Raw genomic sequence first — 16,851 nt, 5'->3', positions numbered from 1 at the left:
TTCTCCCTAGGTTCGATCAGTTGTGGTTGACGACGACGACCGGTTTGATGATGTCGTCCAGCTTGGATGAAAAGATGTGATAGCCCTCCGCAATATGTTCGAGCGGGAACCTGTGTGTGACAATCTCATTCGGCTTGATATGACCGTTTTCGATATGCGACCACAACCGAGGCCACTGTCGCTTTACCGGACATTGGTTAGCGTGGATGGTGAGGCCTTTGTTCATCGCGTCGCCGAACTTCACCGCACTGAACATCGGCCCGTAGGCGCCGACGACCGAGACCGTTCCGCCTTTGCGCACCGAGTCGATGGCCCAGTTGAGGGCAATGGGAGAGCCGCCCTGCATCTTGAGCTTTGCCGTGGTGATGTGCTGTATCAGATTGCCGTCGGCTTCGGCGCCAACCGCGTCGATGGCGACATCGGCGCCGAGAAAGTCGGTCGCCTTCTTCATCTCGACGACGATGTCGCCGTACTCGCCAAAGTTGTACGTCTCGGCGTGCGCAAAGGAGCGCGCCTTCTCCAGCCGGTGCTCCAGGTGGTCGATGACGATGACGCGGGCCGCCCCCATCAGCCATGAACTCTTCGCCGCGTACAGACCGACCGGCCCCGCCCCGAAGACGACGACGGTGTCTCCTTCGACGATGTCGCCCAGTTGTGCGCCGAAGTAACCCGTCGAGAGGGCATCAGTGCACAACAACGCATCCTCGGCCTCCATCCAGTCCGGGATCACAGAGGGGCCGACGTCGGCAAAGGGCACCCGCACGAACTCCGCCTGACCTCCGTCGTAACCACCGCAGGTATGGGAATAGCCGTAGATGCCGCCCACCGCGGTGGCGTTCGGGTTCACGTTGTGGCAGTTCGAGTACAGGCCGCGGGCGCAGAAGTAGCACGACCCGCAGTAGACGTTGAACGGCACCATCACCCGGTCCCCCGGCGCAAGGTTCTGCACGGACGGACCCACCGACTCCACCACCCCGATGAACTCATGTCCGAAGGTGTGACCGATCCGCGTGTCCGGCATCAACCCGTGATAGAGATGCAGGTCCGATCCGCAGATCGCCGCCAATTCCACCCGCACGATTGCATCGTTGGGGTGTTCAATAACCGGGACGTCCTTCTCCTCGATACGGACCTTGTAAGGACCGCGGTACGTCATCGCCTTCATTGCGCCTCCTAGCGGATCGGTATTCGGCGCGGCATACCCGGCACCAATGCGTGAAAACGGTCCTGCTGTAGCGAAAAACGTCGTCGGATTTCCGCCCCCGAGTACCAAGACCGCCGCCTGGGTGTCCTGAACAGTGGAGAATCACCACCGACGCGTCGCCGCGCACAGCCGCGCCGGGGACTGCACTCGCGTACCGCCGCAGACGCAAGCATCGGGACTTCACGACCGACTGCGTGCCTGGAAACCTGTTGCTATTGCTCAGGAACACCCGGCCGCGAGCGTTGAAAACAGCGATGATGTCCTACTCAACACGGTGGTTGATGGCTCTGGTTCCGGGTATCTGGTGGCCATAGAAGTTGGCCATGCGCGGGTGACAGCGGTGCCTGTTCGCGTTTCAGCACACACCGGGAGTTCGTAGTATGCGGGTCGCGTCAGTGCCGCAGTCGCACGTGTACGTGCGTCACCTATCGCACCCGATGGGCGTCGACGCCGTCGTCCGACTGCCGGACCCGGTCCCGGCCGACGGACGGATAGTGCCGGGCGGGTGGTGGCCCCCATTAATGCTCGAACCCTCATGGATTGAGCGGCATCACAACGAATTTGACGTATTTCATGTCCATTTCGGATTCGACGCCGTCGGTTCCGAGATTCTCGGCGATGTGGTGCACGCGTTGGAGAGGCATGACAAACCCCTCGTCTACACCGTCCATGACTTACGCAACCCGCACCACCCAGACCCCGCGGCACATACTGAGCAGCAGAACATCCTCGTTTCAGCAGCCCAATCCCTGATCACGTTGACCCCTGGCGCCGCCACAACCGTCGAGCGGCGCTGGGGCCGCCGAGCTCTCGTCGCTCCCCACCCGCACGTCGTAGAAAGTGCCCGCATCCAAGCAGTCCGCAAGCCTTCCACTCAGTTCGTCGTCGCAGTTCACGTCAAGAGCTTGCGCGCCAACATGGATCCACTCCCAGTGCTGCACACCCTTGTGTCCACCATTACGACGCTGCCCCATGCGCGATTGCAGATCAACGTTCACGACGAGATCTTCGACGAGAACAATCATTGGTTCTCACCTCGGGCCGGTGCGGCGATCATGGCCTTCGAGCGGTTCGAGCACGTGGATGTGCGCGTGCACCCGTACTTCTCGGAAGACCAACTGTGGGAATATCTTTCGGCTGTTGATGTGTCAGTGCTGCCGTACCGGTTCGGCACACACTCGGGTTGGCTGGAAGCCTGTTTCGACCTTGGCACCGCGGTCATCGCACCCAGTTGCGGCTTCTACGACGAACAGCGCCCGTGCGGTGTTTTCGGCTTCACTGAAGACTATTTCGACTCCGAATCACTCGACGCAGCCGTGCGGACCCAGCATGCGCGCTGGGCAACGGGCGATTCGGCGCCGCGCGCCGACTGGGCAACCCGACGAGCCGAGCGGGTTCTCTTGGCCGAGGCGCACCAGGACCTTTACAGACAGCTGTCGTCGTGACCGCCCCGATGCGGATAGCGTTGATCGCCTCCAATCAGTTTCCGATCCGCCAGCCGTTCGCCGGCGGACTGGAGGCTCATGTCTGGCACCTTGCTCGCGCACTCGTCCAGGCAGGACATCGCGTCTCATTGTTCGCAGGACCCGACTCGGACCCCGGTCTGGATTGTCCCGCCCTAGAGGTCCAAAGTCTCGGACTCAGTGCTGCGGCCCTGTCCGACTCGTCCATGCCCAGCGCGGTATTCATGGCCGATCATCACGCATACCTGACACTGATGCTGCAATTGGCAGGCTCGGCAGGGAAGGAATTCGACGTCATCCACAACCACAGCCTGCATCACCTGCCTGTGGCGATGGCACCGACACTGTCCACTCCTATGCTGTGCACCCTGCATACTCCCCCAACTCCGTGGCTCGAATCGGCACTGGGCGCCACAGCCGGAGCCGGCGCCCAGTTCGCAGCTGTCAGCGCCTTCACTGCACGTTCTTGGCAGCACCTATTGTCTGATATTGCGTTGGTGCGCAACGGTATCGACTGTCGGTACTGGCCGGTGGGCTCCGGCGGAGACGACCTTGTCTGGTTCGGCCGGATCACCCGGGAGAAGGCACCCCACCTGGCCATCGCCGCCGCTCGCCTCGCCCGCCGGCAGCTGATTCTTGCCGGGCCCATCTCTGACGTCGACTACTTTGTGCACGATGTTCAGCCCCATCTGGGCGGGAACGTCCGTTATGCCGGGCATCTGGCTCATGCCGAACTTGCGCAGCTAGTCGGAAACTCGGCGGCAGCTTTGGTGACCCCGCAATGGGATGAGCCGTACGGGCTGGTCGTCGCCGAGGCGATGATGTGTGGCACGCCTGTCATTGCTTTCGCCCGCGGCGGAATCCCCGAAATTGTTGGTACGCAGGGTGGCCGGCTCGTTCCGGATGGTGACGTTAACGGAATGGCCGCCGCTATCGGTCACGCGCTCACCTTGCCTAGATCCGCTGTGCATGCGCAGGCCGCAAGCCACTGCTCGGCGGCGTCGATGGTTGACAGATATCTCAACCTTTACCGCACCATGATCGAGAATTCAGGACAAGTCAACGTGCCTGCGCAGGCGACCTAACGAAGCACTTCCGTGAATCGGTTGCATGCCAAGGATCTTTGAGATCGCGGCTGCCGAACTTCCGCCATCGATGACGATCGGCATCATCGGACCGCGACACCGCGGTGCTGAATCAGGGCACGAGCACGACCTTTCCGGTGGCGTGCCCCTCCTCGATCAGCGCGAGAGCAGACGCCGCATCGGCGAGCGGCATCACATCCGTGACATGGGGATCCAATTGGCCCGATGCGACGAGTTGGGCGAGTTCAGCCAGCACGGCGGAACTGCGATCGCGTACCAGCTCGAAACCGCCCAGCTCCACGACAAGTGACTTGTCCGCAAGAGACGTCAATCGTGACCGGTCGGCCATTAGGCCCGCGACGATCCGCAGGGGTTCGCCACCGACCATATCGAGGACTGCATCCACTCCCTGCGGGGCCGCGTCGCGTATCCGCTGTTCGACGCCGGAGCCGTAATCCACTGGCGTGGCGCCGAACTCAGCGATCAGAGCATGCTTGGCAGGGCTCGCAACCCCTATCGTCCGCAGTCCGCGCGCCCGTGCGAGTTGCACCGCGGCAACGCCGACGCCACCTCCTGCGCCATTGACCAACAACGTCGAACCGGCGGCAAGGTCGAACCGTCTCAACGCGTCCAGCGCCGTCCCCGCCGCTACCGGCAGCACGGCGGCGGCCTCGGGCCGAACCGCGGCCGGCCGATGGGCGGTGAACGAGGCGATGGTGAGAGCCTGTTCCGCCCACCCGCCCGTCATCCCGGGGCAACCACCGAAGACTTCTTCCCCGATTTCGAAGCCCGATACCTCAGGCCCTACGGCAGTCACCGTCCCCGCCACTTCCCGACCGAGCACCGTCGGGCCGTGATGGCCTTGCGATCCTTCACGCACGCGCCAGTCGCCGGGGTTAACCCCCGCCGCGCGCACGCGAACGCGCACCTCGTCTCGCCCGGGTTCTGGAACGGGCACGTCCAGGAGGGCCTGATTTTGAGGACCACCTACTTCGGTGAAGCCGTAGGCACGCATGTCGATCCCTTTCCGCTCACGTCCGCTAGTCCCAGTCGTTCTGCAACACCGCGCCTTTGGACGGTACTAGGCCTGACCCAGGGCGGTGTCGATGAGGACCGTCGCGATGGCGGCGGCGGTCTCGAAGCTTTCGGCGTTGAGGACCCGGTTGCGGGCTGAGGCCCCGTCGAGCAGCAGCGCCAGCTGTTCGCCGAGTCGTTCGGGGTGGGCGGCGCCAGCCTCGCGCGCGGCGTCGGTCAGCCGTGCGGCAAAGGCCAGCTTGTAGTCGCGGGCGTGTTCGCGTGCGGGATGGTCAGGGTCGTGAATTTCGACGGCCGCCGCGATGTACGGGCACAGGGGGCCGTGGAGGTCGAAGACAGCGAGGAGTCGTTCCCGCGGAGTGAGATCAGTGCGGTCGAACACCTCGGGCAGGATGTCGGGATCGAATCGCCGTAGGTGTTCAGCGATCAGCTCGTCCTTGCCCGCAAAGTGCTGGTAGAAGGTGCGCTTGGACACCTGCGCCACCGAGCACAGCTGGTCCAGTCCCGTGTTGTTGATGCCTTGCTCCCGGAACAGTTGTCGGGACGCACCAAGGATTCGCTCTCGCGCGCCCCTGCCACGACGCAGGCCTCGCGGCCCCTTTTCCAACTCCGTCACGCACGAAGCGTAACTCAGCGGGTACGAATCTGTGTACATAACTTGCGCGCCCTCGCAACGTTCGCTACGTTAAGCACCCTGTTCGGTGTACATAATTTTCCGCTACGAAATGGAGCGATCGTGGGAAAGCTCGATGGCAAGGTCGCGGTGATCACCGGCGCGACAAGTGGTTTGGCGCTAGCGGGTGCGAAGCTGTTCGTCGACGAAGGCGCATACGTCTTCATCTCGGGCCGCAGGAAAGACGCGCTGGACGAGGCCGTCAACCTGATCGGTTCGAATGTGACTGGTGTTCAGGGCAATTCGGCAGATCTCAATGACCTCGACCGGTTGTTCGACACCGTCAAACGGGAAAAGGGGGCGATCGACGTGCTGTGGGCCAGTGCCGGCACCGGCGCGCAGAGCCGACTCGGCGAGATCACCGAGGAGCACTTCGACGCCACCTTCGGACTGAACGCGCGCGGCACGCTGTTCACGGTCCAGAAGGCGCTGCCGCTGTTCAACGACGGCGGCTCAATTCTCATGACGGGATCGAACGCCTCGCTGAAGGGCTACCCCGAGTGGAGTGTGTACGCGGCAAGCAAGGCCGTACTGCAGGCCTACGCCCGGGTGTGGTTGACCGAGTTGAAGGACAGGAAGATCCGGGTCAACGTCCTGACCCCCGGCCAGGTCGCCACGCCGATACAGGAGCAGTTGTTCGACGCAGACACGAAGGCGCAGTTCGAATCCTTGATTCCGCGGGGAAAGATGGGCCGCCCCGACGAGATCGCAGATGCCGCGTTGTTCCTCGCCTCGGACGCGTCAAGCTACGTCAACGGCCTCGAACTCGTCATCGACGGCGGCGTCTCAGCGATCTAGCGGTAGCCCTCGATAACCGAGGGTCAAGAATGGACGCTGCACGATAGGCAATTCATGGGGACGCCGGGTTCGCGGTGAACCGCGGTGGGAGGCTCAAGGCACTTGCCCGACTCGTCGCGTCGATCGATCGTCATCGCGCACCGGCTACGACCATGCGCTTTGGCATTGAACACGAAGACCCCAGCCTTGCTGCTGTCGAAGGCATCCAGCGGTCGGTCGATCTGTCGAGCAGCGCCGGGTCTGACATCCAGCTGGACCCTGTCGGCATCGCGAGTGCACTCGAATGGCTGTGGTGACCCGTCAGGAATACTGAACAAGAAGTTCAGTAGGATCGAAGAGGTGCCGGGCTCCGCTCAGACACCAGCGCGGAACTCCCCGACCAGCTCAGAATCAATCGATGCTGGGGACTCAACATCGGTCAGCAGTCGGGGAGTTCCGCTCGCGAGGTCGTACCCATCGACGCAACACTTAACCCATCAAACTTGCGACTCAGATCGCCAGGGCCCCGGCGGCACGTTCGCACTGCCGCGTCGCTCGCGGCAGTGGGCGAGGGTACTTGCATGCCTTGCCCCCAAAGAAGGCCTCGACTGTTCAGCGGTGTAGGCGTGCGACAATCTGCCCGACGCGGATCGTCGACGAGATGTGGCAGATAGGAGTTCGGCTGTTGAACACCGGGGCCGGCGTGACCGACAACCACGACATTGTGACTGCAGTGCGCGAATCCATGGCGAAGGTGGTGCGAGAATTTGCAAACCCCCGCACCGTAGAAGCCACCCTGGAATCGATCACCGCCGCCGCAACGACGTTGATCGCCGACATCGACAGCGTTGACGTGCTCCTCATCGACGAAGGCGGCGGCTACCGCTCGGTGGCGCCCACCTCTGCGCTGGCCAGCGACATGAGTCGCCTCCAACACCGCCTCGGCTACGGCCCCTGCATCGACGCCGCGGTCGGCGAAACGTTGGTGCTCAGCCACGATCTCAGCAACGACCAGCGTTGGTCCGAATACACCAGGGCTGCGGTCGCCGCGGGCGCCCGCAGCGTCATGTCGCTGCAGCTTTACACCCATCAGGGACGCCCCAGCTGCCGAGCTGCGCTGAACCTCTTCAGCCGCTCCCCCAACGCATTTCAACCAGAGAGCCAAGCGGCAGCAGTAACGCTGGCCACTCATGGGGCATTGGCGCTCATCGCCCACGACCGCGAGGCGCAGTTCCACTCAGCACTGGCCAGCCGCGACACCATCGGGCAGGCCAAAGGAATGCTGATGGAACGATTCACTATCGACGCCGTCCGAGCATTCGAACTTCTGGTCAAACTGTCTCAAGACACGAATACCAAAATTGTCAACATCGCCGCTCAGATTGTCGCGGCAGGCCCTGAACGCTAGACGGGAACAGAGAAAGATCTCCATCACCGGTGAACCTTTCCATTACTCCTGCGGCGAGACCGAATCGGCGGCGATCGAAGTCGTGGGTACTTCTCTCAGCGTTGAGTTGGGTTCGGCTCAGTCCGGAAAAGGGACTCCCCAAGACGTCAGAAAGTGCCTTGGAGTCCGGTCAGGCTGGGAGGATGTAAACCTGCGGCCACTTGACCCCCAGTCGGACATTGGTCGAATTGCGCTGTCGCGCAATGCTTCCGAAAGTCTTCTGACCAGGAGGATGTGTGTCACGGCGTCTCCTCTGAACCCTGCTGGTCTGCACCCAATTGTGACAACGTCGTGACAACTGCATACGGGGCGCCATAGCAGCAGCCGTCCTATGTTCCCTTTGCTAGCCGTTTCGCCTGTGGTCAATGTCGGTTAGCGCCGACGCGTCTTGAATGCTTTGTGATGCCGTATTCGCCGCTGCTCGATATGGAGTAGCGCTGCAGCGGCCGTCGCCATGGGGTTGTTCTTCGCTCGGTTGGTGGCGCCCTGATGTTGCGGAGGCGATGATTATGCGATCGCACGTTTGGCCGGCCGATTAACGAAACAGTCAGTCTGCGAGATCGGCTGGTAATGGCATGGGGGTCATAAGTCCAGCGGAGGTTCGGCCAGTGTTGCCTGGTGGATAACGTCCCGTGAGTGAGCCGGGTGCGGCGAGTATCAGGCGCAGGACTTGCCCGAGCGCTTCGCGTCGATCATGTTGTCGCAGCGCGAGTTTAAGCATTTCACCATGATTGGAGGTGTGCCTCCACGGGTCAGGCTGGGAGATGATGTGTGCCCGCTCTAGGTGGTGCCATCGCAAGTCCGGTGTCTGCGCCAAACGTGCCGCCGCCATCTCATCGCTATAGAGGCGCTTGGCCTGTTCGTCGAGTCGGGTCACGGCATCTCCTGTTCAATCCGCACAGCAGTCACAGGAGTCGCCGCGCCCGGAACTGGGGGCGACGGTGGTGGTCGGCGCGCAGCACAAGTCTCCGCGCCATGCTTGGATGCCTTCGCGTACTGCGATGACGGCGATGACCAGGGCTGCGATGGGATCAGCCCATGACCATCCAAACACCGAGTTGAGGAGTAGCCCGACTAAGAGGACTGCGGACAGGTACGTGCAGAGCAGTGTCTGTTTTGAGTCGGCGACCGCCGACGACGAGCCAAGTTCTCTTCCGGCTCTGCGCTGCGCCCATGACAACACGGGCATGATCGCGAGACTCACTGCGGCCAAGACGATCCCGACCGTGGAATGTTCAGCTTCGCCGTAGCCGAGCAGTGTTCGTACGGACTCGACGGTGACGAAGGCTGCTAGTCCGAAGAAGGAGAAGGCGATGATCCGCAATGCGACCTTTTCGCGTGCTTGCGGGTCAGGTCCTGCGAACTGCCAGGCCACCGCTGCTGCCGAGGAGACTTCGATGACCGAGTCGAGGCCGAAGCCGATCAGGGCCGTCGAGGAGACGCGGGCACCTTCGCCAAGAGCGATGATCGCCTCGACGACGTTGTAGCTGATGGTGACCGCCACGAAAAGGCGAATGCGCCGCGACAGGGCGCGGCGACGACCCTCGGAAAGCAATGGTGGCGCGGGTATACCGAGGTCGTGTGCCATCAGCAGCAGCCTTCGTCGCTGCTGGCCGCGCAGCAGTTCGGGTCGACGGCGAGTACCAGACCGACCAGGTCTTGTAGGGCGTGTCCAATGCGAGGGTCGGCGAGTTCATAGCGGCTGCGCCTGCCTTCGGGCACTGCGACCACTAGTCCGCAGCCACGAAGGCACGCGAGATGGTTTGACACGATCTGACGGGACACGTCCATCTCGTCGGCGAGGTCAGACGGGTAGCGACCACCCTGGCGAAGGCTGAGCAGAATCGACGCCCTGGTGGCATCCGAAAGGGCGTAGCCGAACCGTGCTAGCGCGTCACGGTGCATAAGAGTCTCCACAACCAGGAGAGTACATCTATTTCTGAATTAAGAAAATTATGTATTAATTGACGGATCTATCCCAGGCGGTGGGCCAGTACCGCCTGGCCTGGTCCCGACAAGTCATCAGCGACGACCGTGCGACCGGCCATCGCCATGAGCAGCGCCTCGCCGGTCCCGACCACCTCCGGCCCGTCATGACCGTGTCGCCAGTCAACGTCATTGGCGCGCAGGCGAAGTCCTCTGATCCGCTTACTCGCACCCAATCTCGGATTCGACTTTGACGGATCCCGACCTATGTCCTTTAAGCCGGTTAATTCTTAATGTAACAAGGCTTTTCACACTATTTCGGCACCCAGCGGACCCGAGCAATTCCGGCCGAATCGCAATCATTACCGCTGAATATTCGATGACCAGATAGCCGCTGGTGCTTTGAGCCTGGTGGGACGGCTGTGGCTGCCGCAGGTGGCGAGGCAGGCGGCCCTTGATTTGCGAGAGAGCCGGTGTGCGCGTTTATCGGCGCCGGGGCTGAACTGCCGCGAGGTGTTCCGAGAGCGTCGCGTGAGGCCCTGGCGCCAACGAACGTCACCTCAGAAAATGAGGCCCTGCGTCTTGCTCGTCGCCGCGGCGAAGCGGTTCTGGATGTCTTCCCAATTGACGACGTTCCAGAATGCCTTGACATAGTCAGCCTTTACGTTCTTGTACTGCAGGTAGTAGGCGTGCTCCCACATATCGACCTGCAGCAGCGGAATGATTCCCAGCGGCACGTTTGCCTGCTGGTCATAGAGCTGGAAGGTGAGCAGTCGATCACCGAGGGTGTCGTAGCCCAGCACCGCCCAGCCGGAGCCCTGGAGCCCGTTGGCGGCAGCGGTGAACTGTGCGCGGAAGTTGTCGAACGATCCGAACTGGTCGTCGATTGCGGCGGCCAGGTCGCCGGTCGGCTTGTCACCGCCGTTGGGCGACAGGTTCTTCCACCAGATCGTGTGGTTGACGTGTCCGCCGAGATGGAAGGCAAGGTTCTTCTCGTTAAGGAAGATGGCGCCATGGTCACTATCCGCGCGAGCCTCTTCGAGTTTGGCGATCGCGTCGTTGAGCCCTTTGACGTACGTCGCGTGGTGCCTGCTGTGGTGAATCTCGTTGATCTGGCCTGAAATGTGGGGTTCGAGTGCGCCGTAGTCGTAATCGAGCTCCGGCAGCGTGTACTCGGCCATAACGTTCTCTGCTCTCCGTTGGTGGGTTGAGCATGGGCCATCGCGGACGTCTTCACAGCAGACGCCAGTTGCGATGCTCAAGCGGTGTCCGCCTTCACCCTATGGCGGCAATCGCTTACCTGTCCACCACCACACATGTACACCTGTTAAGATGAACATACGGGATCGGTTGTGGCGTCGTCGATGCAGCACATCACGAGGCCCTCTCGCTGAGTCAGCGGGAGCCGTGCCGCGACCGACCCGTTCGAAACACGATGATTCTTAACCGTTTAACGGATTGTCAGGCGGCCCCGCATGGCGGATGACGAGAAGACGCGGTGGGCGGTCGATGTAATGACCGCCTGGATCGACCACGATCACGACAGCGACTTCATGCATGCCCGGATCGACAGCTATCTGTCCGAACCCAACGGTTCATCAGATTTGACCACCGGCTTGATCAATCTCTCGGGTCTCTTGTTAATGGGTATGGAAGCAACGCTGGGCAGGAGCCCACGGGAAATCCTCCAGACCATCGCGGTGACACTCTCCCGCCACGAAGATCCATCCGAATAGAGGCGAGCGGGCCGTCAGAGCGTGACGCGGGCGGCCTCACGCAGTAGTGCGTGCACATCTGCACCCGTCTGGTGCCGCAGCTGCAGCAGCAAGATCGCGGTGAGATTGATGAACCCGACGGTGAGTTTCATCGTGCCCTCCGGTGATTCTGCCGCGTAGGTCGCTACCCGATCAGCAGCGAACGAATACCCCTCGTCATGGGTGGCCCACGCGGTCATGACGTCGATGGCTTGCCGAGTCCACTCGCCCTTTTCGCCGAGTTCGTCGTCATCCGCGGTGCGCTGTTCGTGCATCGTCGCTCTCCTCTCCGGGGATTACGCGTCCCCGCCTTGGGTTTCGGTGCGAGGGGGCAGTATCTGACTCCCAGACCCGAGGGGCCTGGTCACAGTGGCGCGACCGTCCTGGAGTTTCACCAGGTTCCTGTTGATCCCACGCGGTTGCGACGATAGGAACAAATGGGCGATTACGTCAATGACCGGCTATTGTCAGTGCTGGCCGGTCGACCCGATCGGCCCCGATGAGTAGGCAGGAAGCCGGTGTGAATCCGGCACGGTCCCGCCACTGTGACTGGGGAGCAAGCCCCGCATCGACCACGGCCCGTCGAGGGTTGGAAGGTCGGGGTGCGTGTCGATCCGGGAGTCAGGATACTGCTCTTGTCGGCCCTCTTGCTGGGACGCGGAGATCCCGGATGGAGCCGATGAAGTGTTCTTCACATTTTGGTGTCAGGCCGCCGTGGTGGCCCGATGACACTCAATACCATTGCGCTGGAGCTTGTTCCGTCGAATCTGGAAAGTGGCGCAGCTAGGGCCTCGGAAGATGGACGGCGTGTCAGAAACCTGCGTGCGGCAGCGGGTTTGGACGAGCGGATCAGGCACCTCATGATTCCGGGGATGATCGAAGAGGACGGGGACCGTCCGATCGAGATGAAGCCGAAGTTCGATGTAGTCGACTACTGGGAAATGGTGCAGAAGGAACTTCCCAACGTACGAGGCCTCTGCACCCAGGTCACGTCGTTCCTCGACGAGCAGGCCCTGCATCAGCGCCTGACTACGTTGACCCGCATCGGGTTCGAGGGAATCGCATTCGTCGGTGTGCCGCGCACCATGAACGACGGTGACGGGGCCGGAGTCGCCCCGACCGATGCGCTGTCGACGTACGCCAATCTGGTGCCACACCGCGGCGTGATCCTCATTCCAACCCGCGACGACGAACAAGGCCGGTTCGCGTTCAAGTGCTCCAGTGGAGCCACCTACGGGATGACGCAGCTGCTGTATTCGGATGCCATCGTCGACTTCCTCACCGAATTCGCGCGCCGATCCGACCATCGCCCCGAGATCCTGCTGTCGTTCGGCTTCGTGCCGAAGATGGAAGGCAACGTTGGACTCATCGACTGGCTGATCAAGGATCCGGGCAACGAAATCGTCGCCGCTGAGCAGGATTTCGTGCGCCAGCTGGCGGCCTCTGAACCGCTCAAGCGTCGGGCCCTGCTGATGGATCTGTACAAGCGCGTGATTGACGGCGTTGTCGATCTCGGCTTCCCGCTGAGCCTGCATCTCGAGGCGACCTACGGGGTCTCGACGCCGGCCTTCGACACCTTCGCCGAAATGATCGACTACTGGGCGCCCGACCGCTGAGTTCGATCCGAACGCGCCCGAGGCCGCTGCACGTGACGGGGCAGACCGTGGTCAGCGCAATACAGCGACATCGAGAAGGATCGACACCATGGCCCTGGACCGGACCCGACCCACCGTCAGCGTGTGCCGAGGGTGCTGCTGCGGTACCGCGAAGAAGCACCCCGACACCGACCACCACGCTCAGCTCAGTGCGCTGCGCAAACTGTTGCGCGACATCGCCGACCTGCGGGTCACCGACTGCCTTGGACCGTGCGAGCGTTCCAATGTCCTAGTGGTCACACCGTCGGAGGGTGGACATCGTCGCGGCGGACGTTCCACCTGGCTCGGCTACGTCTTCACCGATGAAGCGGGGTCGAATATCGCCGACTGGTTGCGAGACGGCGGGCCCGGGTTGGCCGACTTTCCGCAGAGCCTGCGGCGGTATCGGTTCACCAGGCTGAGAAAGCGTCGCTGACAGCGCACACGGCGCTGAAATCGATGCTCAGACCACCACGACGAGGAGGTCTCCCCCATCGACCTGGGAGGTGGGAGACACCGCAATCCGTTCGACCACACCGTCTTTCGGTGCAGTGATGGCGGCCTCCATCTTCATGGCCTCGATTGTGGCGATGGTCTGTCCTGCCTCGACGGCGTCACCCTGCTTGACGGTGACGGTGACGACGCCGGCGAAGGGCGCAGGCACATGATCGGGGTCCGCGCGGTCGGCCTTCTCCGCGGCGGGCACATCCGCAGCGATACTGCGGTCGCGCACCACGATGGGACGGAGTTGACCGTTCATGAGGCACATCACGCTGCGCATGCCCCGCTCATCAGCGTCAGAGACGGCCTCCAGGCCGATGAGCAGCTCGACGCCTTTCTCCAGCGTCACCTTGTGTTCCTCGCCGTACCGCAGCCCGTAGAAGAACTGATTGGCGCTCAACCGTGAGGTGTCACCGTACTCATCCCTGTGCGCCTCGAACTCTCTTGTGGGCCCGGGGAAAAGAAGCCGATTCAGCGTGGCCTGGCGCCTGGTTCCCGGCTCGGTCAGCAGCCCCTCATCCTCCAGAGACAAGGGAACATCGTCGACGGCCGGAGTACGCCCTTCTAAAGCTTTGGTGCGCAGCGGTTCCGCCCAACCACCCGCCGGGTCCCCGAGTTCCCCGCGGAGGAAGCCGATCACGCTGGCAGGAATGTCGACGCGGCCCGGGTCGGCGGCGAACTCGTCGGCGGAAATCCCGGCGCCAACCAGGGTCAACGCTAGGTCGCCGACAACCTTGCTCGACGGCGTCACCTTCACCAGGTGGCCCAGCACGCGGTCGGCGGCGGCATAGTTTTCCTCGATCTGCTCGAACTGGTCACCCAGACCCAGGCCTATCGCCTGTTGACGCAGGTTGGACAGCTGACCGCCCGGGATCTCGTGGCGGTACACCCGGCCCGTGGGGGTGGGCGGTCCGGATGCTGCAACATCGAATGGTGCATAGACCTTGCGGAGCGCCTCCCAGTACGGCTCCAGTTCGCAGACCGCCGCCAGGCTCAGTCCCGTGTCGTGCTCGGTATGTGCCGCTGCCGCCACGATCGAGCTGAGTGCCGGCTGACTGGTGGTCCCCGCCAGCGGCGCCGCGGCACCGTCGACCGCGCTCGCGCCTGCCTGCCACGCCGTCAGATAGGTGGCCAACTGGCCTCCGGGGGTGTCGTGGGTGTGGACATGCACCGGCAGGTCGAAGCGACTCCGCAGCGCGGAGACCAATGTTGCCGCCGCCGGCGGACGCAATAGCCCGGCCATGTCCTTGATCGCCAGGACATGGGCTCCGGCCACGACGATCTGTTCGGCCAGCTTCAGGTAGTAGTCGAGTGTGTAAAGGTTCTCTGCCGGGTCCGACAAGTCAGACGTGTAGGACATAGCGACCTCGGCGACCGCGGTGCCAGTGGCGCGCACGGCGTCGATCGCCGGTCGCATCGACTCGACGTTGTTGAGCGCATCGAAGATTCGGAAGATGTCGATACCCGTTGCCGTGGCCTCCACCACGAACGCTTCGGTGACCGATTCGGGGTACGGCGTGTAACCCACGGTATTGCGTCCACGAAGCAGCATCTGAAGGCAGATGTTCGGCACCGCGCCACGCAGGACGGCCAACCGCTCCCACGGGTCTTCCTTCAGGAAGCGCAGGGCAACGTCGTACGTCGCTCCGCCCCAACATTCGATGGACAGCAGTTCCGGCATCGTGCGGGCGATGTACGGGGCGACAGTCACCAACCCCGAGGTGCGAACTCTCGTCGCCAGCAGGGATTGATGCGCATCGCGAAACGTCGTGTCGGTGACCCCTACCTCCGGGCTGTCCCGCAGCCAGGCCGAGAACCCCTCGGGGCCAAGCTTTTCGAGTCGCTGTTTGCTGCCCGCAGGTGGTGGGACCGACAGGTCGATGGCCGGCAGCTTGTCGTGCGGATACACCGTCGACAGTCGCTCGCCGTGCGGCTTGTTGACCGTGACATCGGCAAGGTAGTTGAGGATGCGCGTCCCGCGGTCGGCCAGGGTGTGAGCGGTCAGTAGATGCGGACGCTCGTCGATGAACGATGTGGTGGCTCGTCCCGCCCGGAAGTCGGGATCGTCGACGACGGCGAGCAGAAACGGAATATTCGTCGAGACTCCGCGAATTCGGAACTCGGCCAGAGCGCGGCGCGCACGTGTCACTGCACCGGCGAAATCGCTTCCGCGACAGGTCAACTTCACCAGCATCGAGTCGAAGTGGGCGCTGATCTCCGCACCGGTGTGGGTGCCACCGTCGAGTCGGACTCCGGCGCCACCCGGTGACCGGTACGCAGTGACCCTGCCGGTGTCGGGCCGGAACCCGTTGGCGGGATCTTCGGTGGTGATGCGGCACTGCATCGCCGCCCCGCGAATGCGGACACTGTCTTGCGACAGCCCGAGATCGGCCAGTGTCTCCCCCGACGCGATCCGCAGTTGGCTGGCAACCAGATCGACGTCGGTGATCTCCTCGGTCACGGTGTGCTCGACCTGAATCCGGGGATTGCACTCGATGAACACGTGGTGGCCGCGTTCGTCGAGCAGGAACTCGACGGTGCCGGCGCAGAAGTAATCGATCTGCCGGGCGAAGGCGACGGCGTCGGCGCAGATCCGCTGCCGCTGTTCGTCCCTCACGTTTGGCGCGGGTGCCAGCTCGATGACCTTCTGGTGGCGCCGCTGCATGCTGCAGTCGCGTTCGAACAGGTGGATGATCTCGCCGGTGCGGTCCGCAAGGATCTGCACCTCGATGTGCCGCGGGTTGAGGACGGCCTGCTCGAGGTAGACCATCGGGTCACCGAATGCCGACTCCGCTTCGCGGCTGGCCGCCTCGATCGACTCGGCCAGCGCCGCCGGCTCGGTCACGCGCCGCATTCCCCTACCGCCGCCACCGGAGACTGCCTTGACGAAGAGCGGGAAGTCCATCGACTCCGCAGCCGCCACGAGTTCGGTAACGGAAGCCGATGGCGCCGTCGACGCGAGCACCGGCAGGCCGGCCTCGCGTGCGGCCGCGATGGCGCTCGCCTTGTTCCCGGTCAGCTCGAGAACTTGTGCGCGCGGCCCGACGAACACGATGCCCGCCTCTTCGCACGCCGCCGAAAGCTCCGGATTCTCGGAGAGGAATCCGTAACCGGGGTAGACCGCGTCCGCTCCCGAATGCTTGGCCACCCTGATGATCTCGTCGACCGATAGATAGGCACGGACCGGGTGACCGACCTCGCCGATTTCGTAGGCCTCGTCGGCTTTGAGACGGTGCGGCGAATTGCGGTCCTCGTAGGCGAACACCGCGACGGTGGAGATCCCGAGTTCGTAGGCCGCACGGAATGCCCTTATCGCAATCTCTCCGCGATTGGCGACGAGGAGCTTGGTGAT

At 62.9% G+C, this 16,851-nt stretch carries 17 protein-coding genes, 1 pseudogene and 2 riboswitches; of the genes and pseudogenes, 8 read left to right on the top strand and 10 right to left on the bottom strand.

What is annotated here, in order from left to right; genetic code table 11:
- Positions 1 to 16: 16 nt before the first annotated feature.
- Positions 17 to 1,165 carry a zinc-dependent alcohol dehydrogenase gene (locus tag P9A17_RS07250; RefSeq protein ID WP_278037881.1) on the bottom strand — a complete coding sequence of 383 codons (1,149 nt, stop codon included), beginning with the start codon at positions 1,163 to 1,165 and terminating at the stop codon, positions 17 to 19.
- Positions 1,166 to 1,584: 419 nt separating this feature from the next.
- Between P9A17_RS07250 and P9A17_RS07245 the strand changes: the two genes are divergently transcribed.
- Both P9A17_RS07245 and P9A17_RS07240 read left to right on the top strand, forming a co-directional pair.
- A complete protein-coding gene (locus P9A17_RS07245; RefSeq protein WP_278037880.1) occupies positions 1,585 to 2,649 on the top strand; it encodes a glycosyltransferase family 1 protein in 1,065 nt (354 codons plus the stop codon).
- Positions 2,650 to 2,657: 8 nt separating this feature from the next.
- Positions 2,658 to 3,752, top strand: a complete 1,095-nt coding sequence (locus P9A17_RS07240) for a glycosyltransferase (protein WP_278038642.1) — start codon at positions 2,658 to 2,660, stop codon at positions 3,750 to 3,752.
- Positions 3,753 to 3,864: 112 nt separating this feature from the next.
- Here P9A17_RS07240 and P9A17_RS07235 read toward each other — a convergent pair whose 3' ends face one another.
- Together P9A17_RS07235 and P9A17_RS07230 are read right to left on the bottom strand one after the other, a co-directional pair.
- Positions 3,865 to 4,767: an NADP-dependent oxidoreductase gene (locus P9A17_RS07235; RefSeq protein ID WP_278037879.1), complete on the bottom strand. Its 903-nt coding sequence runs from the start codon at positions 4,765 to 4,767 to the stop codon at positions 3,865 to 3,867.
- A gap of 66 nt (positions 4,768 to 4,833) precedes the next feature.
- Positions 4,834 to 5,403 (bottom strand): TetR/AcrR family transcriptional regulator, encoded by a 570-nt coding sequence (locus tag P9A17_RS07230; protein WP_278037878.1) that lies wholly within the window; start codon positions 5,401 to 5,403, stop codon positions 4,834 to 4,836.
- Between the two features lie 120 nt (positions 5,404 to 5,523).
- On the opposite strand from P9A17_RS07230, the gene P9A17_RS07225 reads away from it, so the two are divergent.
- The 3 genes from P9A17_RS07225 to P9A17_RS07215 all read left to right on the top strand — a co-directional run bounded on the left by P9A17_RS07225 (position 5,524) and on the right by P9A17_RS07215 (position 7,645).
- Positions 5,524 to 6,258 carry an SDR family oxidoreductase gene (locus P9A17_RS07225; protein WP_278037877.1) on the top strand — a complete coding sequence of 245 codons (735 nt, stop codon included), beginning with the start codon at positions 5,524 to 5,526 and terminating at the stop codon, positions 6,256 to 6,258.
- 152 nt (positions 6,259 to 6,410) lie between these two features.
- Positions 6,411 to 6,554, top strand: coding sequence for a hypothetical protein (locus tag P9A17_RS07220; RefSeq protein ID WP_278037876.1), 144 nt, complete (start codon positions 6,411 to 6,413; stop codon positions 6,552 to 6,554).
- Between the two features lie 368 nt (positions 6,555 to 6,922).
- On the top strand, positions 6,923 to 7,645 hold the full coding sequence (locus tag P9A17_RS07215; RefSeq protein ID WP_278037875.1) for a GAF and ANTAR domain-containing protein: 723 nt from the start codon (positions 6,923 to 6,925) through the stop codon (positions 7,643 to 7,645).
- 586 nt (positions 7,646 to 8,231) lie between these two features.
- Here the strand turns inward: P9A17_RS07215 and P9A17_RS07210 are convergent.
- From P9A17_RS07210 to P9A17_RS07190, 5 genes and pseudogenes are all read right to left on the bottom strand, one after another.
- On the bottom strand, positions 8,232 to 8,561 hold the full coding sequence (locus tag P9A17_RS07210; protein ID WP_278037874.1) for a DUF3703 domain-containing protein: 330 nt from the start codon (positions 8,559 to 8,561) through the stop codon (positions 8,232 to 8,234).
- A gap of 12 nt (positions 8,562 to 8,573) precedes the next feature.
- On the bottom strand, positions 8,574 to 9,272 hold the full coding sequence (locus P9A17_RS07205) for a cation transporter (RefSeq protein WP_278037873.1): 699 nt from the start codon (positions 9,270 to 9,272) through the stop codon (positions 8,574 to 8,576).
- Positions 9,272 to 9,601: a metalloregulator ArsR/SmtB family transcription factor gene (locus P9A17_RS07200; RefSeq protein ID WP_278037872.1), complete on the bottom strand. Its 330-nt coding sequence runs from the start codon at positions 9,599 to 9,601 to the stop codon at positions 9,272 to 9,274. The genes P9A17_RS07205 and P9A17_RS07200 overlap by 1 nt, the downstream gene beginning before the upstream one ends.
- Before the next feature lie 56 nt (positions 9,602 to 9,657).
- Positions 9,658 to 9,861: pseudogene (locus P9A17_RS07195) on the bottom strand (DinB family protein); the annotation flags it as partial.
- 309 nt (positions 9,862 to 10,170) lie between these two features.
- Complete coding sequence (locus P9A17_RS07190) at positions 10,171 to 10,791, bottom strand: superoxide dismutase (protein ID WP_278037871.1); 621 nt, start codon at positions 10,789 to 10,791, stop codon at positions 10,171 to 10,173.
- Positions 10,792 to 11,085: 294 nt separating this feature from the next.
- Between P9A17_RS07190 and P9A17_RS07185 the strand changes: the two genes are divergently transcribed.
- On the top strand, positions 11,086 to 11,346 hold the full coding sequence (locus P9A17_RS07185) for a hypothetical protein (RefSeq protein ID WP_278037870.1): 261 nt from the start codon (positions 11,086 to 11,088) through the stop codon (positions 11,344 to 11,346).
- A 14-nt stretch (positions 11,347 to 11,360) separates the two neighbouring features.
- Here the strand turns inward: P9A17_RS07185 and P9A17_RS07180 are convergent, their stop codons facing one another.
- The gene (locus P9A17_RS07180) at positions 11,361 to 11,639 is read right to left on the bottom strand and encodes a hypothetical protein (protein WP_278037869.1); all 279 of its coding nucleotides are present in this window, start codon (positions 11,637 to 11,639) and stop codon (positions 11,361 to 11,363) included.
- Positions 11,640 to 11,675: 36 nt separating this feature from the next.
- Positions 11,676 to 11,818: riboswitch (cobalamin riboswitch) on the bottom strand.
- Positions 11,819 to 11,872: 54 nt separating this feature from the next.
- A riboswitch (cobalamin riboswitch) is annotated at positions 11,873 to 11,996 on the top strand.
- 93 nt (positions 11,997 to 12,089) lie between these two features.
- On the opposite strand from P9A17_RS07180, the gene P9A17_RS07175 reads away from it, so the two are divergent.
- Together P9A17_RS07175 and P9A17_RS07170 are read left to right on the top strand one after the other, a co-directional pair.
- Positions 12,090 to 12,980: a mycobacterial-type methylenetetrahydrofolate reductase gene (locus P9A17_RS07175; protein WP_278037868.1), complete on the top strand. Its 891-nt coding sequence runs from the start codon at positions 12,090 to 12,092 to the stop codon at positions 12,978 to 12,980.
- A gap of 88 nt (positions 12,981 to 13,068) precedes the next feature.
- Positions 13,069 to 13,434: a (2Fe-2S) ferredoxin domain-containing protein gene (locus P9A17_RS07170; RefSeq protein WP_278037867.1), complete on the top strand. Its 366-nt coding sequence runs from the start codon at positions 13,069 to 13,071 to the stop codon at positions 13,432 to 13,434.
- Positions 13,435 to 13,461: 27 nt separating this feature from the next.
- On the opposite strand, the gene P9A17_RS07165 is transcribed toward P9A17_RS07170, so the two are convergent.
- Entirely contained in the window at positions 13,462 to 16,851 is a 3,390-nt protein-coding gene (locus P9A17_RS07165) for a pyruvate carboxylase (protein ID WP_278038641.1), read from the bottom strand.

This window comes from Mycobacterium sp. 236(2023) (assembly GCF_029623955.1).
Lineage (GTDB): Bacteria > Actinomycetota > Actinomycetes > Mycobacteriales > Mycobacteriaceae > Mycobacterium.
The sequence above is the reverse complement of the archived record's forward strand: the minus strand, read 5'-3'. Positions and strand labels throughout refer to the sequence as shown.